22 protein-coding genes and 3 pseudogenes are annotated in these 21,009 nt (G+C 70.9%); 11 read left to right on the forward strand and 14 right to left on the reverse strand.

Annotation, left to right across the window (positions count from 1 at the left end; translation table 11 throughout):
• Positions 1 to 157 precede the first annotated feature (157 nt).
• From ACFVKT_RS08585 to ACFVKT_RS08605, 5 genes are read left to right on the forward strand one after another with little or no spacing between them, the layout of a single operon-like run.
• The gene (locus ACFVKT_RS08585; protein WP_385728985.1) at positions 158 to 1,666 is read left to right on the forward strand and encodes a purine-cytosine permease family protein; all 1,509 of its coding nucleotides are present in this window, start codon (positions 158 to 160) and stop codon (positions 1,664 to 1,666) included.
• Positions 1,663 to 2,226 carry a cysteine hydrolase family protein gene (locus ACFVKT_RS08590; RefSeq protein WP_385728987.1) on the forward strand — a complete coding sequence of 188 codons (564 nt, stop codon included), beginning with the start codon at positions 1,663 to 1,665 and terminating at the stop codon, positions 2,224 to 2,226. The genes ACFVKT_RS08585 and ACFVKT_RS08590 overlap by 4 nt, the downstream gene beginning before the upstream one ends.
• Complete coding sequence (locus tag ACFVKT_RS08595) at positions 2,223 to 2,930, forward strand: GntR family transcriptional regulator (RefSeq protein WP_385728989.1); 708 nt, start codon at positions 2,223 to 2,225, stop codon at positions 2,928 to 2,930. Before ACFVKT_RS08590 ends, ACFVKT_RS08595 begins: the two co-directional genes overlap by 4 nt.
• Before the next feature lie 36 nt (positions 2,931 to 2,966).
• Complete coding sequence (locus tag ACFVKT_RS08600) at positions 2,967 to 3,971, forward strand: ADP-ribosylglycohydrolase family protein (RefSeq protein WP_385728990.1); 1,005 nt, start codon at positions 2,967 to 2,969, stop codon at positions 3,969 to 3,971.
• Positions 3,968 to 4,900 carry a PfkB family carbohydrate kinase gene (locus tag ACFVKT_RS08605; RefSeq protein WP_385728992.1) on the forward strand — a complete coding sequence of 311 codons (933 nt, stop codon included), beginning with the start codon at positions 3,968 to 3,970 and terminating at the stop codon, positions 4,898 to 4,900. Before ACFVKT_RS08600 ends, ACFVKT_RS08605 begins: the two co-directional genes overlap by 4 nt.
• 21 nt (positions 4,901 to 4,921) lie before the next feature.
• Here ACFVKT_RS08605 and ACFVKT_RS08610 read toward each other — a convergent pair.
• A pseudogene (locus tag ACFVKT_RS08610) lies at positions 4,922 to 5,204 on the reverse strand (alpha-L-fucosidase); the annotation flags it as partial.
• Between the two features lie 196 nt (positions 5,205 to 5,400).
• Here ACFVKT_RS08610 and ACFVKT_RS08615 point away from each other — a divergent pair.
• Entirely contained in the window at positions 5,401 to 5,814 is a 414-nt protein-coding gene (locus ACFVKT_RS08615; RefSeq protein ID WP_385728994.1) for an SseB family protein, read from the forward strand.
• A 6-nt stretch (positions 5,815 to 5,820) separates the two neighbouring features.
• On the opposite strand, the gene ACFVKT_RS08620 is transcribed toward ACFVKT_RS08615, so the two are convergent.
• Genes ACFVKT_RS08620 through ACFVKT_RS08660 form a run of 9 tightly spaced genes read right to left on the reverse strand, consistent with a single transcriptional unit; the run spans position 5,821 to position 14,778 of the window.
• Positions 5,821 to 7,194, reverse strand: coding sequence for an FAD-binding oxidoreductase (locus ACFVKT_RS08620; RefSeq protein WP_385728996.1), 1,374 nt, complete (start codon positions 7,192 to 7,194; stop codon positions 5,821 to 5,823).
• Complete coding sequence (locus ACFVKT_RS08625) at positions 7,191 to 8,417, reverse strand: acyl-CoA dehydrogenase family protein (protein WP_385728998.1); 1,227 nt, start codon at positions 8,415 to 8,417, stop codon at positions 7,191 to 7,193. The genes ACFVKT_RS08620 and ACFVKT_RS08625 overlap by 4 nt, the downstream gene beginning before the upstream one ends.
• Positions 8,414 to 9,418, reverse strand: coding sequence for a PhnD/SsuA/transferrin family substrate-binding protein (locus ACFVKT_RS08630; RefSeq protein WP_385729001.1), 1,005 nt, complete (start codon positions 9,416 to 9,418; stop codon positions 8,414 to 8,416). The genes ACFVKT_RS08625 and ACFVKT_RS08630 overlap by 4 nt, the downstream gene beginning before the upstream one ends.
• Positions 9,419 to 9,456: 38 nt before the next feature.
• Positions 9,457 to 10,557 carry an LLM class flavin-dependent oxidoreductase gene (locus ACFVKT_RS08635; protein ID WP_385729003.1) on the reverse strand — a complete coding sequence of 367 codons (1,101 nt, stop codon included), beginning with the start codon at positions 10,555 to 10,557 and terminating at the stop codon, positions 9,457 to 9,459.
• Positions 10,558 to 10,612: 55 nt separating this feature from the next.
• Complete coding sequence (locus ACFVKT_RS08640; RefSeq protein WP_385729005.1) at positions 10,613 to 11,584, reverse strand: ABC transporter substrate-binding protein; 972 nt, start codon at positions 11,582 to 11,584, stop codon at positions 10,613 to 10,615.
• Positions 11,581 to 12,297 carry an ABC transporter ATP-binding protein gene (locus tag ACFVKT_RS08645; protein ID WP_385729008.1) on the reverse strand — a complete coding sequence of 239 codons (717 nt, stop codon included), beginning with the start codon at positions 12,295 to 12,297 and terminating at the stop codon, positions 11,581 to 11,583. The genes ACFVKT_RS08640 and ACFVKT_RS08645 overlap by 4 nt, the downstream gene beginning before the upstream one ends.
• Positions 12,298 to 12,299: 2 nt before the next feature.
• Positions 12,300 to 13,196: an ABC transporter permease gene (locus ACFVKT_RS08650; RefSeq protein ID WP_385729010.1), complete on the reverse strand. Its 897-nt coding sequence runs from the start codon at positions 13,194 to 13,196 to the stop codon at positions 12,300 to 12,302.
• 23 nt (positions 13,197 to 13,219) lie between these two features.
• Positions 13,220 to 14,068 (reverse strand): sulfurtransferase, encoded by an 849-nt coding sequence (locus ACFVKT_RS08655; protein ID WP_385729012.1) that lies wholly within the window; start codon positions 14,066 to 14,068, stop codon positions 13,220 to 13,222.
• Complete coding sequence (locus ACFVKT_RS08660; RefSeq protein WP_385729014.1) at positions 14,065 to 14,778, reverse strand: alpha/beta hydrolase; 714 nt, start codon at positions 14,776 to 14,778, stop codon at positions 14,065 to 14,067. The genes ACFVKT_RS08655 and ACFVKT_RS08660 overlap by 4 nt, the downstream gene beginning before the upstream one ends.
• A gap of 367 nt (positions 14,779 to 15,145) precedes the next feature.
• On the opposite strand from ACFVKT_RS08660, the gene ACFVKT_RS08665 reads away from it, so the two are divergent.
• Complete coding sequence (locus ACFVKT_RS08665; RefSeq protein ID WP_385729017.1) at positions 15,146 to 15,994, forward strand: LysR family transcriptional regulator; 849 nt, start codon at positions 15,146 to 15,148, stop codon at positions 15,992 to 15,994.
• 148 nt (positions 15,995 to 16,142) lie between these two features.
• Complete coding sequence (locus ACFVKT_RS08670) at positions 16,143 to 17,450, forward strand: hypothetical protein (protein WP_385729019.1); 1,308 nt, start codon at positions 16,143 to 16,145, stop codon at positions 17,448 to 17,450.
• Positions 17,451 to 17,681: 231 nt separating this feature from the next.
• On the opposite strand, the gene ACFVKT_RS08675 is transcribed toward ACFVKT_RS08670, so the two are convergent.
• Positions 17,682 to 18,074 (reverse strand): MarR family winged helix-turn-helix transcriptional regulator, encoded by a 393-nt coding sequence (locus tag ACFVKT_RS08675; protein WP_385729021.1) that lies wholly within the window; start codon positions 18,072 to 18,074, stop codon positions 17,682 to 17,684.
• 87 nt (positions 18,075 to 18,161) lie between these two features.
• Positions 18,162 to 18,387 (reverse strand): annotated as a pseudogene (locus ACFVKT_RS08680) (substrate-binding domain-containing protein); the annotation flags it as partial.
• Between ACFVKT_RS08680 and ACFVKT_RS08685 the strand changes: the two are divergent.
• A pseudogene (locus ACFVKT_RS08685) lies at positions 18,388 to 18,625 on the forward strand (glycosyl hydrolase 53 family protein); the annotation flags it as partial.
• Positions 18,606 to 18,752: a hypothetical protein gene (locus tag ACFVKT_RS08690; protein ID WP_385729023.1), complete on the forward strand. Its 147-nt coding sequence runs from the start codon at positions 18,606 to 18,608 to the stop codon at positions 18,750 to 18,752. The pseudogene ACFVKT_RS08685 and the gene ACFVKT_RS08690, both read left to right, overlap by 20 nt.
• 80 nt (positions 18,753 to 18,832) lie before the next feature.
• On the opposite strand, the gene ACFVKT_RS08695 is transcribed toward ACFVKT_RS08690, so the two are convergent.
• Both ACFVKT_RS08695 and ACFVKT_RS08700 read right to left on the reverse strand, forming a co-directional pair.
• Positions 18,833 to 19,135: a hypothetical protein gene (locus ACFVKT_RS08695; RefSeq protein ID WP_385729025.1), complete on the reverse strand. Its 303-nt coding sequence runs from the start codon at positions 19,133 to 19,135 to the stop codon at positions 18,833 to 18,835.
• A 34-nt stretch (positions 19,136 to 19,169) separates the two neighbouring features.
• Positions 19,170 to 20,180, reverse strand: coding sequence for a hypothetical protein (locus ACFVKT_RS08700; RefSeq protein WP_385729027.1), 1,011 nt, complete (start codon positions 20,178 to 20,180; stop codon positions 19,170 to 19,172).
• A 292-nt stretch (positions 20,181 to 20,472) separates the two neighbouring features.
• Between ACFVKT_RS08700 and ACFVKT_RS08705 the strand changes: the two genes are divergently transcribed.
• Complete coding sequence (locus tag ACFVKT_RS08705; protein ID WP_385729029.1) at positions 20,473 to 20,760, forward strand: winged helix-turn-helix domain-containing protein; 288 nt, start codon at positions 20,473 to 20,475, stop codon at positions 20,758 to 20,760.
• Positions 20,761 to 21,009: the final 249 nt, after the last annotated feature.

A 21,009-nucleotide genomic window follows, 5' to 3' on the forward strand; every position in this document is an offset into this window, starting at 1 on the left:
CTTGGTGCCCCTCCACCTTCAGTACGCCGGTTCGGGCACAGCTTCTCACCGCGGCGGGCAACGTCCGTGGGCCGGTCCCCGGTTCGCGCGCGACCCTTGACGACTCCGGGCGGCCGACCTAACCTCCACTGAACACGTCTAGACAGGTAGGTCCAAGATGACGGACTCCCGCGATTCCTCCGAGAACGGACCCGAGAGCAGAGCCGGAGGCAGGCAGCTCCAGGTCGAGACACACGGCCTCGACGTGATCGGCGACGCCGAACGCAAGGGCACTCCACGGACCCTGTTCTGGCCCTGGTTCGGCGCCAACGTCTCGATCCTAGGGCTGAGTTACGGCGCTTTCGCGCTCGGCTTCGGCATCTCCTTCTGGCAGGCACTGATCGCCGGCGTGATCGGCATCGTGTTCTCCTTCCTGCTCTGCGGCTTCGTCGCCGTGGCGGGCAAGCGCGGGTCCGCGCCGACCATGGTGCTCAGCCGGGCCGCCTACGGCGTACGCGGGAACCGGCTGCCGTCGGTGATCTCGTGGGTGCTGACCGTCGGCTGGGAGACCGTGCTGACGGCGCTCGCGACCATGGCCACCGCGACGGTGTTCGGGCGGCTCGGCTGGGGCGGCGGCACCGAGACCAAGGTCGTCGCCCTGATCGTGGTCGGCGCGCTGGTCGTGGTCGGCGGTGTGATGGGCTTCGACCTGATCATGCGCCTGCAGACGGTGATCACCGTCATCACCGCGGTCCTCACGGTCGTCTATATCGCGCTGGTCGCCGACCACATCCACTGGGGCACCGTCAGCGCCGTACCGGCGGGCTCCGCACAGGAGTTCATCGGCGCGCTGGTCTTCATGATGACCGGCTTCGGACTCGGCTGGGTCAACGCCGCCGCCGACTACTCCCGCTACCTGCCGCGCGGATCCTCCAGCCGGGGCGTGATCGGCTGGACCACCTTCGGCGCCTCGGTGGCACCGCTGCTCCTGCTGGTCTTCGGCCTGCTCCTCGCGGGCTCCTCCAGCGACCTCAGCACGGCCATCGCCGCCGACCCGATCGGCGCTCTGACCACGATCCTGCCCACCTGGTTCCTGGTCCCCTTCGCGATCGTCGCCGTGCTCGGTCTGGTCGGCGGCGCGGTCCTGGACATCTACTCGTCGGGTCTGGCGCTGCTCTCCGCCGGTCTGCGCGTGCCGCGCTATCTGGCGGCGCTCGTCGACGGAGTCCTGATGATCGCGGGCTCGATCTACATCGTCTTCCTCACCGACAACTTCCTGGGCCAGTTCATCGGCTTCCTCACCACCCTGGGAGTCCCCGTCGCCGCCTGGTGCGGGGTCATGCTGGCAGACCTGGTGATGCGCCGGCGTGACTACGACGAACGGGACCTGTTCCGTAACAGCGGCCGGTACGGCGACGTCATGCTCCAGCCACTGCTCCTCACCCTCGCCGCCACCGCGCTCGGCTGGGGCCTGGTCACCAACTCGGCCGCGAGCTGGCTGGAGTGGCAGGGCTATCTGCTCGGCCCGTTCGGACTCGGTGGCAAGTCGGGTGCCTGGGCCTACGCCAACCTGGGCGTCCTGCTCGCCCTTGCCCTCGGCTTCCTCGGCACGCTGGCGCTCGGTCGCGGCCGGGTGCACGCCCAGGACCGGCAGGACCCGAGCGAGGAGGTGCTCAGCGCCGTATGAACGCCGAACCGGTTCACGGACTGCTCACCGTCATCGACATGCAGCGCGTGTTCGCCGAGCCCGACAGCCCCTGGGCGACGCCGCGCTTCGACGAAGCCGCCCAAGGTGTACGCCGCCTGCTGCCGGGCTTCGGTGAGCGCGTCACATTCACCCGCTTTTTCGCGCCCGAGAAACCCGTCGGTGCCTGGCGCGCGTACTACGATCAGTGGCCCTTCGCGCTGCGGCCGGCAGACGACCCGCTGTGGGAGCTGACGGACGAATTCGCCGGGCAGGCACGGGACTTGGTGAACGCCACCACCTTCGGCAAGTGGACCCCCGAACTCGCGGCGCGTGTCGGCGCCGAGGGGCGGCTGGTCCTCGCCGGGGTCAGCACCGACTGCTGCGTCCTGTCCACCGCCCTCGCCGCCGCCGACGCCGGAGCCGAGGTGCTGGTCGTGGCCGACGCCTGCGCGGGCGTCGACGACGACTCGCATGCCAAGGCCCTCCATGTGCTGGATCTGTACCGGCCGTTGATCCGGGTCGTCACCGTCGACGAGGTCCTCGCCGGGGGCGCGGTATGACCGGAATCCCGCTGAAGCACCAGCAGATCACCGAGGTACTCGCCAAGGAGATCCGCAGCGGACACCGGCCGGTGGGGGAGCAGCTGCCGGGGGAGCATGCCCTGGCCCAGCGCTTCGGCGTCAGCCGCACCACGGTGCGCGCCGCACTCGCCGAACTCAACGACGCCGGACTGATCGCCACCCGCACGGGCAAGGGCTCGTACGTACTTTTCGACGGCCGCCCGCTCGACGACCGCCTCGGCTGGGCGCACGCCCTGGCAGTCCAGGGCATCGGCACGCGCGTGCGGACACTTGCGGTCCGGGAGGTCCACGACAATGAGCTGGCCGGTCAACTCGCCCTGGACATACCGACGTTCATACGGGTCGAGCGGATCCGTGAGCTTGTCGCCGACGGCTCCGTGATCTCGTACGAACGCAGCTGTCTGCCGCCCGTTCCCGGTGTCAGGGAACTGCCCGGGCGCGGTCTCGGCGATCTCTCCCTCACCGAGGTGATGCGGCGGGCCGGACTCCGCCCCGACCACGGTGAACAGCGGCTGGCCGGGCGGCGGATCGACGTCCGGGAGGCGGAGGTGCTGCGCCGCGAACCGGGCGACTGGTTCCTCGACACGCGCCGCACCAGCCGCGCGGCCGACGGCTCCTTCGTCGAACATGTCGCGAGCTTGCTCGACCCCGACCACTTCCAGCTCTCCCTCGAGTTCGGCTGATCCCTCGCTTTGACCGACTCCCTACAGAAAGTACTTATGACTCTCCAGAGCCGCGCTGCCGGAGCCCTGTACGGGCTCGCCCTCGGGGACGCCCTCGGCATGCCGACCCAGATGCTGTCGCGCCCGCGGATCCTCGCGCGGTACGGACCGGTGCTGACCGGGTTCCAGCCCGCCGACCCCGATCACCCGCTGGCCGCCGGGATGCCGGCCGGGGCGATCACCGACGACACCGAACAGGCCCTCCTTCTCGCCCAGTTGCTGCTCGACGGCAAGGGGAGCATCGACCCGGCCGAGCTGGCCCGGCGCCTGGTGTCCTGGGAGGAGGACATGCGGGCCCGTGGCTCGCTCGACCTGCTCGGCCCCTCCACCAAGCGCGCGGTCGAACTGGTCCTGGCGGGAACGCCCGTGGACGAGGTCGGCCGGTTCGGCACCACCAACGGCGCGGCGATGCGGATCGCGCCCGTGGGAATCGCGGTGTCCGCGGCGGATCCCGTCGCGCTGGTGGACCGTGTCGTCGAGGCCAGCCGGCTGACCCACAACACCGGGGTCGCCCTCGCGGGCGCGGCGGCCGTGGCCGCCGCCGTCAGCGCGGGACTTGACGGAGCGTCGGTGCCGGAGGCCGTCGAAGTCGCCGTGTCGGCGGCCCGGCCGGCGGCAGGCCGCGGCCACTGGGTGGCCGCCGCCGATGTGGCCGAGCGGATCGTATGGGCCACCGAGCTGGTGCGAGGACTCGATGAGGCTCAAGTCTGCGACCGGGTCTACACGTTGGTGGGCACCAGCCTCGCGACCCAGGAGTCCGTCCCGGCCGCCTTCGCCGTTCTGACGGCCTGCCCGGAGGACCCGTGGCGGGCCGTGCTGCTCGCCGCGTCCGTCGGCGGCGACTGCGACACCATCGCCGCCGTCGCGGGTGCCGTCGGCGGCGCCTGCCACGGAGTCGACGCCTTCCCGGCCGACGCACGGGCGGCCTTGGTACGGGTGAACCCACAGTTGGACCTCGACGCGACCGCCGCCGCGCTCCTCACCCTGCGAGGGCAGCCGTGAGCCGGCTCCTGCATCTCGGCAACGTGATGATGGACCTGGTCCTGGAGGTTCCGGCGTTGCCCGAGCGCGGTGGCGACGTCCTCGCCACCCGCACCGACCGGACACCGGGCGGCGGCTTCAACGTCATGGCGGCGGCAGCCCGGCAGGGACTGCCCGTGACCTACGCCGGCGCCCACGGCACAGGTCCCTTCGGCGACCGGGCCCGCAGCGCCCTCCGCGCGGAGGACATCGACGTCCTGCTGGCACCGCGACCGGACCTCGACACCGGCCTCTGCGTCTGCCTCGTCGACGCGGAGGGCGAGCGCACCTTTGTCACGAGCCCTGGCGCCGAAGCCACGCTGACCTTCACCGATCTCGCCGAACTGCGGCCGGGACCGGCCGACTTGGTCTACGTCTCCGGCTACAGCCTGATGTACGAGGCCAATCGCGCCGCGCTCGTCGAATGGGTGCCCCTGCTGGACCAGGCCGTCACGGTGATCGTGGATCCGGGCCCCTTGGTGGGTGAAATCCCCCGTGAGGCGCTGGAGTTGCTCACGGCGCGAGCCGACTGGTGGAGCTGCAACGCCCGCGAAGCCGCGCTGCTCACGGGAGTCGACGACCCGGCCGCCGCGGCCCACGCCGTGCGGTCCCGTCTGAAGCGCGGCTCGGCCCTGATCCGGACCGGACCGGACGGCTGTCTCCTGCACCACGAAGGCACGCTCACCGTCGTCCCCGGATTCGACGTCCGGGCCGTCGACCTCAACGGCGCGGGCGACGCGCACACCGGCGTCTTCATGGCAGGGCTGGCGAGTGGTCTGCCCCCGTCCGATGCCGCCCGTCGCGCCAACGCGGCGGCCGCGCTGGCGGTCACCCGGTCCGGGCCCGCCACCGCGCCCGACGCGCACGCGCTCGAAGAGTTCCTCCGTCAGTCGCGCCCGGCGCCCCGGTAGAGGTCCGGCTCCCCGTCGAGTTCGGACCACGTCGAGACCCCGGTGGCCGGTGTCCCACAGGGCGACGCCGTCGTGGTGCTCGGTGGTCAGCACGGCATAGCGGGCGCCGACGCGGGCGAACAGCTCCGCCCAGCCGGCCGGGTCGTAGCGCGAGGCGGTGAAGCGGTCGAGCTGTTTCATGACCGCTCGTGCGTGACCTCGCCCGCGCAGAAGGACCAGGAATCGGCCCATCCGTCCATGGCGTATATGCCGTAGTGGATGAGATTCCGAGCTTGGCATCGGCGAACCAGGGTTGCATCGGCATGCACCCAAGCCAGGGGGCCGCATGGCCCTCGCGTGGGCGCCGATCACCAGTACTGGTCGGTTTTCACCCTGTGACCTGGACACCCGTCGATCGGGAAGCGGGAGGAATGCCCTGACAGCGGGTGGGTACGCGACGAGGGTGTGCCCGGGTCGGACCCCGTCCCGGGCGGCCCGTCCGTACTACCCCGGGATTCGCCATGGACACCCCCTTGAACGGCCACACCCCGCCCACGACACCCGCCCAGGAGGCACTGGACGTCCTCACCCGGAACACCGAGGACCCGGTGGCCCTGGACACGCTCGCCGGCAGCGAGGTCCTGGTCCCCGTGCCGGACGACGTCAGCGAGGAGGAGATCGCCGACCCGACCGCCGTCGCGCTGCCCGTCCTGGAGGCGCCGGGCGGTGAGCAGGTCGTGCCGGTCTTCACCTCGGAGCTGGAGATGGCCGGGCTGCTCCCGTCCGTCTCCCGCTACCGCATGGTGCCGCTGGGCGCGCTCGCCTCGCAGTGGCCGTCCAGTGAACTGGCGCTCACGATCGACGGCAGTTCGCCGCACGGCCTGACCCTCACCTCCGAGGGCGTCCGTACCCTGCTCGCCAGGCCCCAGGTGTAGAGCGTCCTACAGACTCTTGCCGGGATTGAGGATCCCGCGGGGGTCGAAGGCGTCCTTGAGGCGCCGCTGGAGCGCGTGGGCCGCGGGCCCCAGTTCGTCCGCCACCCACTGCCGCTTCAGGACCCCCACCCCGTGCTCGCCCGTCAGCGTGCCGCCCAGGCGCAGGGCCAAGGCGAATATCTCGCCGGCCGCCTCCCAGGCGGCGTCCGGCAGCACGGGCAGTGACGGGTCCACGACGATGATCGGGTGGAGGTTCCCGTCCGCCGCGTGCGCGATCGTGAAGACCGGCACGTCATGGCGCGCGGAGATGGCGCGGATCTCACGAGCCGCCTCCGCGAGGCGGGAACGCGGTACCGCGATGTCCTCGATCAGCGGACGCCCCAGGCGCTCCAGCGCAGGCAGTGCGAGGCGGCGGGCGGCGAGCAGTGCGTCGGCCTCGGCCGGGTCCGCCGCTGTCTCGACGGTCGTGGCCAGCGGCGCCAGCAGCCGGGCCACCGTCTCCGCCTCGATCGCCGCGCCCGCGCCGTCGCACTGCACCAGCAGCAGGGCCGCGCCGCGCTCGCGCAGCGCGGGGTCGATGGCCTGCAGCACCGGCCCGTCGACCAGCTCCGCCAGTGCGGGCTCGACCCCGGCCCGCCCGATCGCGTACGAGGCCTCGGCGGCGTCCTCGAAGGAGGCGAAGTACGCGGCGAGCGTGGCCGTCGCCACCGGGACGGGCCGCAGCCGCAGCGTCGCCGATGTGATCACCGCGAGGGTCCCCTCGGAGCCGGTGAGCAGCGCCGTGAGGTCGTAGCCGGTGACGCCCTTGACGGTACGGCGGCCGGTGCGCACGACGGTGCCGTCCGCGAGCACCGCCTCCAGACCGAGCACGCTGTCCCGCGTCACGCCGTACTTGGCGCAGCGCAGACCGCCCGCGTTGGTCGCGATGTTCCCGCCGATCGTGGAGATGGCCGCGCTCGCCGGATCGGGCGCGTAGCGCAGACCGTGTGCGGCGGCCGCCAGGTCCAGCTCGGCGGTGATCACACCGGGTTCGACGACGGCGAGCTGGTCGTCCGGCGACAGTTCGAGGATCCGGTTCATCCCTGACAGGTCGAGGACGAGCGTGCCCTCGCCCGCCGTCGCGCCGCCCGACAGGCCGGTGCCCGCACCGCGCGGCACCACCGGTACGCGCAGTTCGTTCGCGTGCCGGAGGGTGATGGTCACGTCCTCGGTCCGTCGGGCGTGCACGACAGCCAGCGGGCTGCCGTCGACGCGGGTGCCGGAGCGGTCGGTCGCGTGTGCGGTGAGCGAGGCCGGGTCCAGGGTGAGCCGGTCGGGGGGCAGGTCACGGGCGAGGAGGCCCAGCAACTGGGCCGAGGCGGTGATGGCTGGTGCTGTCATGGGATCAGAGCCTTCGTGTCGGTCGGCACCTGGGCTTCGCCCGATGCCGGCGTTCCGCTCGGTGCCTGTGTACCCGTCGGGGCTTTCGTATCGTTCAGCGCCTTCGACTCGTTCAGCGCCTTCGTTCCGATCGCGAGCAGGGAGATGTCCTCCTGCGGTGCGTGCACGGGCGCGCACTGGATGTCGCGGAAGTGCCGCTCCAGCGGGTTCCCACGCGCCAGGCCCGGGTTGCCGAGCAGCCGCACGGCCAGTTCCACGGCCCGTACGCCGTGCCGGTCGGCCAGCACGCGCGCGCCGAGCGCCTGCTCCGGGGTGTACGACGAGTCGCCCGCGTCGACCCGGGCGGCACCGCCGAACACCAACTGCTCGGCGGTGGCGAGCAGCACCTCGATCTCCCCAGCCGTCCGCCGGAAGCGTTCCGTACGGGCCACCGGATGGCCGAGGTTGGCCGGCACACGTGAGTGCGCGAAGGTGTGGAAGAAGGCCTGCGCGGACCGGGCGACTCCCAAGTAGAGGGCGGCGAGGGAGAGATGGAGGGCGGCGCCGGCCCGGTTGTCCTGCTCGGCGGCGGGGCCGTGCGGGCCCAGGCCGATGACGTTCTCGTACGGGATCGCCACGCCGTGGAAGGTCACGTCGTGGCTGCCGCTGGCCCGCAGCCCCAACTGGTCCCAGCGGCCGGTGATCTCGATGCCGGGGGAGTCGCCGGGGACCAGGAAGGTGCCCACGCGCGGCTCCGGTTCGTCGGTGGTGGCCCACACGAGGAACCAGTCGAGTCCGTCGGCTCCGGTCACGAACCGTTTGGTGCCGGTGACCGACCAGCCGTCGGCGGTGCGCCGCGCCAGGGTGGCGGGCAGTCCGCCCCGCGCGGGGGAGCCCAGATCGGGCTCCACGCGCGCGTGGTTGATGAGAACGGGCCGCTTCTCGGATTCCTTGAGCACACGCGCGTACAGCTCGTCCGGCCAGTGCGGCTGGACGGCCTGCCGGGCGTGGGTGTTGAGGGTCATCGCCGTGATCAGGGCGACGGACGGATCGCCCTGGCCGAGGATGTGCAGGATGCGCGCGGTCTCGGCGACACGGCCGCCCGGGCCGCCGTAGTGTTCGCCGACCGTGGCGGTGAGGAGTCCGGCCTCGTGGACGGCCTGGAGTGACTCGGCGGGGAAGGCGGCCGACCGGTCGTATTCGGGAGCGAGTTCGGCGAGGCGAAGCGTTAGCGGGGAGGTCACAGTGCCTTCTTGAGATCGGCGTTCAGGTCGCGGCTCCAGAAGGCCCCGACGTCCAGGTGCGACTTGAGCGCGCCGAGTTCGGTGAAGGCGTCGGCCACCTTCTGCTGCGAGGCGATGGTGGTGTCGCTGACCGTCTCGGCCTTACTGGGCCGCTGGGTCTGCTGGGCGACGAGGTCCTTCTCGGCCTGCTCCACGGGCTGGTGGGTGGCGTCGGCGACGACCTTGGCGAACTCGGCCTCGTGACCGTCCCTGACATACGCGTACGCCTGGGAGATCCGGGCGATCAGATCGGCCACGGCGCTGGTCTGGGCGGGGCTCTTCAGTACGGTGTCCCGCGCCGACCAGAGGAAGTTGCCGGACAGGATGTCCTTGCCCGAGCCGACCGTGGTGGCGCCCTGCTGGTGGGCGGTGATGACCGACGTGCCGTAGGAGGCGAAGGCGTCGATGCCGCCGCCGTTCAGGGCCGCGAGTCCGTCATTGGGGAGCAGGGGCTTGGCATCGATGTCGGACCACTTCAGGCCCGCCTGCTTGAGCAGCTCGTACAGGAAGTAGTGCGCGGTAGTGTTCGCGACGTAGCCGACCTTCTTGCCCTTCAGGCCCGCGATGTCGGTCACTTTGGAGCCCTTCGGGACGATGACCTCCTGATTGAGTGTCGCGGCCTTCTCCACGGCGACGACCTTGAAGTTGGGTTTGCCGTCGGCCGCCGCGAAGATCGGCGGGATCTCGCTGGAGTAGGCGAGATCGAGCGCTCCGGCGCGGATGGCCTGGAGCTGCTGGTCACCGCCCTGGAAGAGGCTCCAATTGACCTTGTAGGGGGTGTCGTCGAGGTGGGCGAACTTGAGGATCGCCTCGTCGGTCTTCCAGCCGGTGGCGCCGACGTCCAGGGTCACGGAGGAGACGTCGGACGAGGACTCGGCCTGTGCCTCGTTCCCGCAGGCCGCCGCGAACGGCAGCAGGAGGGCCAGGGCGGCGGCGGACGCGCGCAGGGTGTGACGCAACACGGAATCTCCATGAGAGCTCAGAAGGGGTTGAGAGGGGTTCAGGCGGCCTGGGAGCCGGCGGCGCGGTGGGCGAGTTCCTGCCGGACCAGCGGAAGGACGTAACGGGCGTAGTCGATCGCGTCGTTGAGCGGGTCGTAGCCGCGGATCGACAGCAGGTCACAGCCGATGTCGACGTAGTCGAGCAGCGCCTGGGCCACGGTCTCCGGGGAGCCGACCAGCGCGGTCGAGGCGCCGGCGGCGTTCGTCGCGATGGCCGGGGCCGTCCACAGGCAGCGATCGTGGACCTCGCCGCGCTCGGCGATGTCGAGGAGCCGCTGCGAGCCGACGTTGGCCGGCCGCCCGGACGTCCTGTAGTGGCGCAGCGCCTCGGTGTTCGCGGTCTGCTCCTTGAGCACGCCGAGTGTGCGGTGCGCCTTCTCCCAGGCCAGCTCGTCGGTGGGCGCGATGATCGGGCGGAACGAAACCCAGATACGGGGATGGGGGCGCCCGGCGGCGTCGGCGACCGCGTTCACGGCGGCGATCTGCTCGGCCGTCTCCTTCAGCGGCTCGCCCCACAGCCCGAAGATGTCGCCCTGCTGCCCGCCCACCCGGTAGGCGTCCTGCGAGGAACCGCCCACCGAGATCGGCACCAGCCCGTTCACCGGGCGTATGTCCGAGTGGAACCCCTCGAACTTGTAGTGCTTGCCCTCGTGCGAGACCGGCCCGTCCGCCGTCCACACCTTCCGCAGGATCTGGATGTACTCGTCCGAACGCTCGTACCGCTCGGTCTTGTTGAGGTAGTCGCCCTCCCTGTGCTGCTCCTCGTCACTGCCGCCGGAGATGATGTGCACGGACAGACGTCCGTTGCTGATCCGGTCGAGCGTCGCGAAGGCTCGGGCCGCGTGGGTCGGAAAGATGACACCGGGCCGGTGCGCGAGGACCGGGCGGATGCGCTCGGTGTGCGTGGCGACGAACTGGGCGAGCTGGAGGGCGTCCGCCGAGGCCGAGTGGTAGGCGACCAGTGTGTGGTCGAAGCCGCCGTCGTCCAGGGCGCGGGCGTAGCGGCGTACGTAGTCGGGGTCGAAACCGGTGCGCGCGCTGGCGGCGGGACCGTGCGCTCCGGAGTCGGTGTGGACGGCGCTGATGAACTCTACGGGCATGGTGAACTCCTGCCGTTCAAAGGTCACTTGCTTTCAATGTCAGTCGGGGCGGAGCTCATTTGAGGACGGACGTGTCCGCCGACTTCGCCACGTCGACGTTCGGCTCGAGCACGCCGATGCCGTTCATGAGGTCGGCGACGTCCTGGACCTTCGAGGTCACCTCGGAGGTGATGGGGAGAACCTGGCTGTACGCGGCCGTGGAGAGCGTCTTCGCGACCGAGGGGTCGGCGCCGTTCAGCTTCACGATGGCGTCCGCGTACTCGGTCTCGTGCGTGTCCGTCCACTCCAGGGCCGTACCGAGGCGCTTGAGGAAGTCGCCGAGCGCGGTCTTCTTCGCCGGGCTCGCCAGGGCCTTCTCGGAGGCGCCGATGAAGCCGTACCCACTGATGCGTCCGTCGGTTCCGTCGACGAGGAGCCGGCCCTCCTGCTGCAGACCGACGGCCATATAGGTCCCGAAGGTCGCCCAGACCCCGATCTTCCCGGAGACGAAGGCCGCCTGCGCGTCGGTCGGCAGGAGGTACTGCACCTTCACGTCGGAGTAGCTGAGACCGTTCTGCTGCAGGACGTTGGCCAGCAGGTACTCGGCGATGCTGCCCTTCGCCGAGGACACCACGACCGTCTTGCCCTTGAGGTCCTTGACGCTCTTCACGTCGGAGTTCTTGGGGACGATGATCCCGGTGCTGTGGCCGTCGTTCTTGAGTGCGGCGATGTTCTTGAACTTGACACCGCCGCTGAGCGCCTGGAGGGCGGGCAGATCGGCGGAGTACGCGGTGTCGGTGGCGCCCGCCTGGACGGCCTGGTAGAGCGGCGCGGCGCCCTCGAACTCGGCCCACTTCACCTTGTACTTGGCGCCGTCGAGGGCGCCGGAGGCGGCGAAGATGGTCTGGAGTGTCTTGGCCTGGTCGCCGATGGTCAGGGTGACCTCGTCCTGGCTGGTGGCCGTGTCCGCGGAGGAGTCGGCGCCGCAGGCGGTCAGTGCCAGCAGCGCGGTGAGGCTCAGGGCGGCGGCTGCGATTCTGCGTATCACGAGGGGGTTCCTTCGAGGGTGGGGGTGACACCGAGCCAGCCGAGAACACGGGCGCGGAGGGTGACGAACTCGGGGGCGGTGAGATCACGGGGGCGGGGCAGATCGACGGTGACGTCGTGGGCGATGCGCCCCTCGTCCATCACCAGCACCCGGTCGGCGAGCAGCAGCGCCTCCTCCACGTCATGCGTGACCAGGAGGATCGCGCAGCCGTGCCGCTGCCACAGCTCGCCGACCAGCTGCTGCACCTTGCCCCGGGTCAGCGCGTCCAGCGCGCCGAACGGCTCGTCCAGGAGCAGGAGTTCGGGTTCACGGACGAGGGCGCGGGCGAGTGAGACGCGCTGCGCCTGACCTCCGGAGAGGGTCTTGGGCCAGACGGTCGCGCGTTCGGCGATCCCGACCTCGTCCAGTGCCCGGTCGGCGAGCTTCCGGTCCGGGCGGCCGGGCAGCCCGAGAACCACATTGCGCCACACCTTCAGCCAGGGCAGCAGCCGCGGGGACTGGAACGCGGCACTGCGCCGCGCGGGCACGGTCACCTCGCCGCCGATCTCGTCGTCGAGCCCGGCGAGGATGCGCAGCAGCGTCGACTTGCCGCAGCCACTGTGTCCGAGGAGGGCCACGAACTCGCCCTCGCGGATGTCGAGGTCGAGGTCGTGCAGGACGGGGTTGCCGTCGAAGGCCCGCGAGAGCCCCCGTATCTCCACGCTGTTGGTCATGATCAGGCCTCGCCCTCGAAGTTGGCGCGCCAGGTCAGCAGCCGGCGCGAGAGAACCCGTACGGCGAAGTCGCAGGTCAGACCGAGCAGCGCGTACACCGCGAGGCAGAGCACGATGATGTCCGTGCGGAAGTACTGCTGGGCGTTGCTCATCAGATAGCCGAGGCCCGCGTCGGCGTTGACCTGCTCGGCGAAGACGAGCGCGAGCCAGGCGGTGGAGAGCGCGTACCGCAGGCCCACGAGTGCCCCCGGGAGCGCGCTCGGCAGGATCACGTACCGGATCAGGCCCAGCCGGCCGAGCCCCATCATCCGTGCCGCCTCGATGAGTTCGGAGTCGGTGGACCGGATGCCGCCGTAGATGTTGAAGTACAGCGGGTAGGTGACGCCGAGTGCGACGAGCGCGATCTTCGGGGTCTCGTCGATGCCGAACCAGACGATGAACAGCGGGATCAGACCCACCCACGGGATCGCCCGGAACATGCCCATCGACGAGTCGATGACGTCCTCGCCCAGCCGGAACAGCCCGGCCACGAGGGAGAGGCTCAGCGCGATCGTCGCACCGATCAGGAACCCGATGCCGGCCCGGCGCCCCGACGCGGCGATGGCGTGGGGCAGTTCACCGTTCTTGGTCAGATCCACGGCCTGCCGCAGCACGTCCACGGGGGAGGCGAGCACGGACTCCGGGAGGACGCCCGTGGTCGAGGCCAGGAACCACAGGAGTACGAGTCCGACGGGGCCGGTGGCACGGCGTACCGAGCGGGGGACGGTGAAGCGGCGGGTGGTGCGGGTGGTGCCGCGGATGGTGATCCGGGGCGTGCTCCGGGAGGCCGGAGCGACGGGGGTGTCGGGAGTGGGGCCGGGCAGCACGGCCGGCGCCGTGCTCAGGGGTTTCGTCGTCATGGCGGGGTTCCTCTCGCGTCGCCTCAGGACGGCAGGGGGCCGGTCGCGGCGGGGCGTGCGGGATCGGCGGACCAGGCGGACCAGGAGCCGGGGAAGAGGGTCGCCTCGTAACCGGCGATGGCGAGTGCGGCGATCTGATGGGCTGCGGTGACGCCTGAGCCGCAGTAGACGCCGATGCGCGCGGTCGCGTCGGCGCCCTTGTCCGCGAACCTCTTGCGCAGCACCTCGGGCGGCAGGAAGGTACCGTCCGCCGCGAGGTTCTCCCCGGTCGGAGCGGAGACCGCCCCCGGGATATGGCCGGCACGCGGGTCCACCGGCTCGACCTCGCCGCGGTACCGCTCGGCCGCGCGGGCGTCCAACAGCAGCCCTGTCGCGGCGAGTTCGGCTGCCCCGTCCACGTCGACGGTCTGGAGACTGTCGGGACGCAGGACGACGTCGCCCTGCGGCGGAGCGGCGGGTGTGCCCGACTCAAGCGGCAGTCCGGCCGACCGCCACGCGCCCAACGCGCCGTCCAGGAGCGTCACGTCGGTCACCCCGGCGTAGCGCAGCAGCCACCACGCGCGGGCCGCGGCCGTGTTCCCCAAGTCGTCGTACACGACGACCGGTTGACCGGCCCGCAGACCCCACCGCCGTGCCGCCGCCCGCAGATCGTCGAGGTCCGGCAGCGGATGGCGTCCGCCCTCCGGGCTCGGCGGCGCGGCCAACTCGGTGTCCAGGTCGACGTACACGGCGCCGGGGATGTGCCCGGCCGCGTAGTGGTCGCGGCCGTGCGGGTCGCCGAGCGCCCAGCGGACGTCGAGGACCGCGGGCGGTTCGGCGGAGCGCAGCAGGGCGTCGAGCTCGGCGACCGTCGTCGTCACCCGGGCGGTCATGCGAGGCCCTCGGCGATCTGGGGCAGCTCGGGGGAGAGGCGCAGCCGCTCCAGGAAGAGGACCACCGTGGCGGCGGCCGTGCGGTGCTGTGCGTCGTTCAGTACGTCATGACGGCCGGCGTTGAACGTCACGGTCCGCACCCCGGCGTGGCCGGCGTACACGCTCAGTGCCTGGTCGAGGTGGCTGACCGTGTCGTCCGCGCCGTGCAGGGCGAGCACCGGGACGCGCACGAGGTCGAGGCGCAGCTCCGGCAGATCGACTGTCGCGTCGAGTGCTCCGCGCCGGAAGTCCGGGTCGTTCGTGAGCCGGCCCTGGTGGGTGGGGCAAGCGGTGCGCGCCTGGACCTCGGTGTCCCAACTGCCGGACTCCCAGGGAGCGGTGGGCAGGCCGACGAGGATCAGTGCGTCGACGCCCGGCGTCTGCTCGGCGGCGAGGTGGGCGGCGTACCGGGCACCGGTATCCGAACCGACAAGCACCTTCGGGCCGGGCAGTGACTCGTCGGCGAGGAGCTTGGCGGCCTGGTCAAGGACCGACGGGTCGGCGCTCGGATCGCCGAGGGCGACCACGCGGTAGGCGTCGAAGGCGAGCCGGCGGCCGAAGCGCTCGTACAGGCCGCCGTGCTCACCGCGTCCGGCCAGCACGATGAGCGTGCCGCGGGCGGCCAAGCCTTCCGGTTCATTCCATGAGGACAGGAGCGGGGATGCGGGCATGAGGGGGCGACTCCCTTGACGGGGCGGGGCGGGACAACGTGGGGGGTGGAGATACGGAGACACGAGGCCGCTGCTCAGGACCGGTTTCACGTGTCAAACGCGCAACCGGAAGCGGCTCGCGGGAGGAAGGAGCGCCGAACGCCTCAGCGATGGCCGGAGGCGGAGTGCTTCAGCAGGTCAGCGACAGCGCGCGCTGCACGCCACGCCGAAGTCGATGACTCGGCGCTGCGTCAGGAAGGCAGCGGAAGCGGTGGCGTGAAGCATGGGCTCATCATGACTGGCCGTGGCCGGGAACGTCCAACGACGATTCCGCATCGAAATCGATCAGCAATCGCGATCGATGCCGGATTCGGGCTACGTTCGACGCATGTCCCAACCTGTGCTCGACATCGTGGCCCTACGCAGCCTGACCGCGATAGCCGACTGCGGCGGCTTCCATCGCGCGGCCCACTCCCTCGCCCTCAGCCAGTCCGCGGTCAGCCAGCACGTGCGCAGACTGGAGAAGACGCTGGGCCGCGCGGTCGTCGAGCGTGAGGGCCGCGGGATGCGGTTCACCACCGACGGACGCCTGCTGGTGGAGCAGGCCCGCCGTATCCTCGCCGTCCACGACGAGGCGGTACGCGCCCTGCTCGACGTGGACGGCGACACCGTGACCATCGGCTCCACCGAGCACGCCGCCGACCAGTTCCTGCCCCGGCTCACCGCCGCCGTGCAGTCTGTGCGGCCCGGCTGCCGAGTGCGCTTCCGCATCGACCGCTCGGCACGCCTCGTGGAGGCCGTGGAGCGGGGCAGCGTGGACGTCGCGGTGTACGTCACCGAGGCCGCCGCCACCGAGGGCACCCCGGTCGGCGGCCTGCCGCTCACCTGGCACGCCACGCCCGGCTGGGCGCCGCCCGGCACGCCCGATCCCGTGCCGCTGGTCGCCATCGAGGACCCCTGCGCGATCCGCCGCCGGGCCATCGCGACCCTCGCCGCGCACGGCGTTGCGGCCAGGGTCGTGGGCGACGCGGGGTATCTCGCGGGCGTCCTCGACATCGCCCGCACCGGCCAGGGCGTGGCCCTGCTCGCCGCGGTCGGCCCCGCGCCGGACGGCCTGACCCCGTACGACGGGCTGCCCTCGGTCACCCCGATCCCCATGAGCGCCCTGGCCCGCCCCGGCGCGGACCCGGCGACGGTCGCCGCCGCGTTCGACGCCGTACGGGATCTGCTGCGGTGACGCGGGGTGGGTGGCGCGGGCGGACGCTTACGTGGGGCGGACCACACGAGGCGCGTGACATGAGGCGGGTGACCTGAGGCCGTGACACGAGGCGGGTGACACGACATGCGTGACCTGAGGCTCCGGTGCACAGCATCACAATGGCCCCATGAAATGGATCTCGGGCGTGGCCGGGACACTGCTCCTGGCGATGGTCCTCGTCAGCGTCCTGCGTACTCTCGTGGTGCCCCGCGGGCTCTACTCCTCGCTGGTGATCCGCTGGTGGCGCACCCTGCGGCTACTGCTGCGACTCGCCGCCCCGGGCGGCAGCTACCAGGCCCACGACCGCGCGCAGACCTGGCTCGCCCCGCTGATGCTGGTCGGCATGCTGGCGACCTGGCTCGGCGGGGCACTGCTCGGCTTCGGACTGCTGCTGCACGCCGTGTCCACGCTGACCTGGACCAATGCCGTTCGGGAGGCCGGTTCCAGCCTGTTCACGCTCGGGTTCGCCAGTGGTGACCGGCTGCATCTGTCCGCCGTGGACTTCCTGGCGGCGGCCACCGGCCCGATCGTGATCGCCCTGCAGATCGCCTACCTCCCGACGCTGTACGCCGCCTACAACCGCCGCGAACTGGAGGTGACCCTGCTCCAGTCGCGCGCGGGCGAACCTGCCTGGGGGCCGGAGATCCTGGCCCGGCAGTGGCTGGTCGACACCGAGACCGCGCTGCCCGAGCTGTACAGGGCCTGGGAGCGGCTCGCCTCGGACATCGGCGAGAGCCACTCCACGTACCCGATTCTGTTGACGTTCCGTTCACCGCGGCCGTACCGGAGCTGGATCGTCGGACTCGTCGCGGTCATGGACGCCGCCGCCATGCAGCTCTCCCTCGCGCCGAGCAGTGCCCCGCCGGAGGCTCGGTTGGTGCTGCGCGCGGGCTTCACCGCGCTGCGCGACATCGCCCGCTCGTTGCGCTACGGCTTCGATGCCGACCCGGCCCCCGACGCGCCGATCGAGCTGACCTTCCCGGAGTTCGAGGCGGCCGTGGCGATGACCGAGGCTGCGGGATTCCCCGCGGAGCGGACGGCGGAGCAGGCATGGCCGCACTTCCACGGCTGGCGGGTCAACTACGAGGCGATCGCCTACGAGTTGTGCCGTCGGTGCGACGCGGTACCCGCCCTGTGGACCGGGCCGCGGGACTTCGCCGCCGGCACGGTCGGTCCGCAACGGCCGATGGACCGGCGTCCGGGTGGTGAGGGAGGCCCGCGTGGGGGAGGGCGTCGTGGTGGTGAGGGAGGCCCGCGTGGGGGAGGGCGTCGTGGTGGTGAGGGAGGCCCGCGTGGGGGAGGGCGTCGTGGTGGTGAGGGAGCCCCGCGTCGCGGCGGGCGCCCGGGTGGCGAGGGTGGCGAAGGGCGCCGGCGGGACGAGCGGCGCGCGGGGGGCGAGGGGCATCGGACGCAACGGCCGCCCTCCGCCGAATAGTTGGCTCCCGGCCCGGTGCTTTCCGTCCAACATGCGTGCGGGAGCGGCCCGGTGCTTTCCGTCCAACATGCGTGCGGGAGCGGTGCGTGGCTGTCTGATCGGCATGCGTGCGGGAGCGGTGCGTGGCTCTCCGACCGGCACGCGTGCGGCGGTGCGTGGATGTCTGACCGGCACGTGTGCGGGAGTGGCGCGCTGCCGCCCGACCGGCACGCGGGCGCGAGTGGCGCGCTGCTATCCCTCCAATATGCGGGCGAGGGCGGCGCGTTGCAGAGGGTGTACCTGGGCGTGCAGGTCGTGTCCCTTCGCGGTGAGCGCGACCCACACCCCGCGCCGGTCGTCCTCGCAGAGGGTGCGCTCGACCAGGCCGTCCCTCTCCAGTCGACCGATCAGGCGGGACAGCGCGCTCTGGCTCAGATGGACACGGTCGGCGATGTTCTGCACACGGCACAGCGCGCCGGGATCCGCGGCCACGCCCGAGGCGAGGATGTCGAGCACCTCGAAGTCACTGGCGCCGAGACCGTAGGGATGCAGCTCGCGGTCGATCTCGCACATCGTGCGCGCGTGCACCGAGAGAATGTTCCGCCAGTGCTCCTCAAGCCGAGCGTCCGGAGTATTCGCTGCCATATCTGAACGGTAACAGAGAACCGGCCAGTAATTGAGTGTGCAACTAGTGCAGCCGCATCCACTAGCCGCTTGCCACGACGGAACCCGTCAGGTCGACTCCCCTCGCACCAGCTCCGTAGGAAAGATCACCGCCGCCGGATCCTCGCCCCCGATCTGCGCGAGCGGCACCCGCACCATCTCGGCGCTGATGCGGTCCCAGGGCTGGCGGATGGTGGTGAGGGCGGCGATGGACGTGGTGGCGGCGGGGGAGTCGTCGAAGCCGCCCGACCGACACGTCCTCGGGGAGCCGGCGGCCGACCTTGCGCAGCGCGGCGTCTACAACCACACGTACGACGTGCTCAACGCCCTGAAGGCGCAAGGCCACCACGGCGGACATGGTGCAGGTTGGAAACGAGATCAATGGCGGCATGCTGGGGTCCGAGGGCTCGACGAGCCACTGGCCGCAGCTCGCGGGGCTGTTGAACTCCTGCTACGACGCGGTCGAGGCGGTCAGCTCGTCCACCACCGTGGCGCTGCACCTCGCCAAGGGCGGTGATCTGGCTGGGATCCGACGGACTCCGCGTCCGGCAATGGCTGGGGCCCGACGACTCCGCGTCCGGCAACGGCGGGGAGAGCCAGGCCCTCTTCGGCTACGACGGCAAGGCCCTGCCCGCCATGTCGTGGTTCAGCCGCCGCTGAGCAACGCGGACGGCGTCGGCTCCCAGGACCGCAAGCAGGTCCTGGGAGCCGACGTCAGGCACAGGCCCGCCGCCCTGGACTCAGGGATCCTCCGGCATGGAAGCGATGCCGCTTTCGATGAGGCAGCTCTCGGACGGATCAAGGGTATGCGACTGGCTGTCCCCGGGGCCGGTGCCCGACGTCCCCTCAACCGCGCCCGGTTCCTCGTCCTGGGTGCCGCCGGCGGAAGCGGAGGAACACGGCGTCTCCTGGTCCGAGTTCTGTTCGGAGTCGCTGGACCGCCCGGATCCGTCTCCCGCTCCGTCGCCGGCCGCGCAGCCGGTCAGTGTGCAGAGGAGAACCGCGGTGACGACGCCGAGCATGGCTCGTGTGGACCCTGTCATGGGTGGTTCCGCCCTCCGCGGGTGGTAACGGCCGTCAGTAGGAAGAGTACGTGGCGAACGCGTCCCCGACCCAGGTGGCGAAGTACGGCGACCGCATCTCGGTCGGGTTGTCCCTGCTGTCGTTGTTGCTGTTCACGCCGTTGACGTAGCCGCTGTAGTAGACGTTGTCGTCCTTGCCGTAGATCCAGGGACCACCGCTCGACCCGCCGGTCATGTTGCACGGCATCTTGATCTGGTCGGTGGTGAAGATGCCGCGTTGGGCGGTGGTGGCGCTGCAGTAGTACTGCCACTGGCCGTCGAAGGCCCCGGCCGCCGGATAGCCCATGGATGTCATGAAGCGCTCCTTGCCGTAGTTCCACTGGATGCCCAGTCCGCCCACGGCGTTGACCAGTTCTCCGGAGGAGTTCGGCGAGGTGATGACGATTCCGAGGTCGTAGCCGAAGTTGCCGTCGTTGATCCAGCCGTTGAAGGAGACGAGAGTCTCGGCCCACCAGGTGCCGTGGGGGCGGTTGCCGTAGTTGTAGTAGGGCACGAACTGCCAGTTCGACGCCCATGACTGGCCGGGACCGCCGTGCACGCAGTGGCCGGCGGTGAAGACCATGTTCTTGTTCGTGCTGTTGACCGCGGACGCGGAGCAAACGTAGTTGAGCCCGTCCGAGGCCGTGAAGAAGACCTTGCCCACCACCTTGGTGGCGGTCACCGACGCACTGATGTCGTCCGGGATTCCGGAGGCGCCCGCCGTGGGTTCGGATCCTGTGGTCGCAGGTCCGGTCGGCCCCTTCGGCGCGGCGGGAAGCTGTTGGTTCTGCTGCGCGGACCTGGTGACGATGTCGGTCGACTCGACGGGTATGGCCGCGGCCATACGTTCGGGCGTCCAATACTCCGCGGTACGGGCCGCGGCGGCAGCGGGCACGGTGTGTGCGACCGATTCGGCGGCGGCGGTCCGTGAGGGCTGCGTTTCCGCGGCCGCCATGGTGACGGAGGAGAGGAACAGGGCCGCGGCGAAGCCGACAGCCAGGGAACATCTGTGACGCGTGCGTAACACGTGGAACCCCCCACGATTGATGGCATGGACGCATCAATCTCCCGGGTGTGACGAAAGACTGTCAACCGGCTCTTTTCGGCAGTGAGGGAAGGTCATCTGTCCGGATATCGCGTACAGGGCGGGCCCGCCCTGTGGAGAAGGCGCGTCGGCGGTATTCGCCGACGACATCAGCGGCGACCGGACCCGGGCTTTCCTGGCTGCGTTCGGGCTTCGCGAGCGTCGCCGAAGCCCGTGCGCGTCGCCCCGGGCTGCGGGACAGTGTCGGAAGACCGCCGTGACGGAGGGGGCCAAGATGCTGAAGTTTCCCGTCAGTGGACAACGCCTGGAGATCCTGGAGTGGCTGCGCGATCCCGTGGCGCACTTTCCTCCGCAGCGGCACGGTGATCTCGTCGAGGACGGCGTCACTCCGGCGACCGTCGCCGCCAAGCTCGGTGTGAGCCGTGGCGTCGCGCGCACCCACCTCGACCTCCTCGTCGGGACCGGGCTGCTGCGCACCAAGAAGATCAGGCGTCGCACCTACTACCGCCGCGACGAGTACCGCATCGCCGAGGTCAGCCGCTTCTTCGAGAAGGGCTGGTAGGAGCCGCTGGTTTCCCATAACTCCTGCCGGGCGGGCGTGCGAGGCCCGGCGCCCCGGCGTTACGCTCTTCACCGGCCGTGATCTTCTCTCGCGGCGCGGCGGTGGGGCCCGCCGTACCCGAACCGCGGCGCGACAGAGCCGCCAACGGTCCCTGCTTGCGGTGAAGTGTGCCCGGATGACCGGGCCCCGGCGAGTAGGAGACGTACGCACGTGGCAGCCCCGCGACAAGACGCGAGCAGGCGTTCATAC

The organism is Streptomyces sp. NPDC127595 (assembly GCF_042671685.1).
Classification (GTDB): Bacteria; Actinomycetota; Actinomycetes; order Streptomycetales; family Streptomycetaceae; genus Streptomyces.

Bases quoted from the DNA above. Each gene is read 5' to 3' on its own strand.
- ACFVKT_RS08675 (WP_385729021.1), bottom strand. From the start codon at position 18,074: ATGGCAGCGAATACTCCGGACGCTCGGCTTGAGGAGCACTGGCGGAAC.
- ACFVKT_RS08615 (WP_385728994.1), top strand. From the start codon at position 5,401: ATGGACACCCCCTTGAACGGCCACACCCCGCCCACGACACCCGCCCAG.
- ACFVKT_RS08660 (WP_385729014.1), bottom strand. From the start codon at position 14,778: ATGCCCGCATCCCCGCTCCTGTCCTCATGGAATGAACCGGAAGGCTTG.
- ACFVKT_RS08645 (WP_385729008.1), bottom strand. From the start codon at position 12,297: ATGACCAACAGCGTGGAGATACGGGGGCTCTCGCGGGCCTTCGACGGC.
- ACFVKT_RS08635 (WP_385729003.1), bottom strand. From the start codon at position 10,557: ATGCCCGTAGAGTTCATCAGCGCCGTCCACACCGACTCCGGAGCGCAC.
- ACFVKT_RS08705 (WP_385729029.1), top strand. From the start codon at position 20,473: ATGCTGAAGTTTCCCGTCAGTGGACAACGCCTGGAGATCCTGGAGTGG.
- ACFVKT_RS08695 (WP_385729025.1), bottom strand. From the start codon at position 19,135: ATGACAGGGTCCACACGAGCCATGCTCGGCGTCGTCACCGCGGTTCTC.
- ACFVKT_RS08590 (WP_385728987.1), top strand. From the start codon at position 1,663: ATGAACGCCGAACCGGTTCACGGACTGCTCACCGTCATCGACATGCAG.
- ACFVKT_RS08655 (WP_385729012.1), bottom strand. From the start codon at position 14,068: ATGACCGCCCGGGTGACGACGACGGTCGCCGAGCTCGACGCCCTGCTG.
- ACFVKT_RS08670 (WP_385729019.1), top strand. From the start codon at position 16,143: ATGAAATGGATCTCGGGCGTGGCCGGGACACTGCTCCTGGCGATGGTC.
- ACFVKT_RS08620 (WP_385728996.1), bottom strand. From the start codon at position 7,194: ATGACAGCACCAGCCATCACCGCCTCGGCCCAGTTGCTGGGCCTCCTC.
- ACFVKT_RS08585 (WP_385728985.1), top strand. From the start codon at position 158: ATGACGGACTCCCGCGATTCCTCCGAGAACGGACCCGAGAGCAGAGCC.
- ACFVKT_RS08600 (WP_385728990.1), top strand. From the start codon at position 2,967: ATGACTCTCCAGAGCCGCGCTGCCGGAGCCCTGTACGGGCTCGCCCTC.
- ACFVKT_RS08595 (WP_385728989.1), top strand. From the start codon at position 2,223: ATGACCGGAATCCCGCTGAAGCACCAGCAGATCACCGAGGTACTCGCC.
- ACFVKT_RS08665 (WP_385729017.1), top strand. From the start codon at position 15,146: ATGTCCCAACCTGTGCTCGACATCGTGGCCCTACGCAGCCTGACCGCG.
- ACFVKT_RS08650 (WP_385729010.1), bottom strand. From the start codon at position 13,196: ATGACGACGAAACCCCTGAGCACGGCGCCGGCCGTGCTGCCCGGCCCC.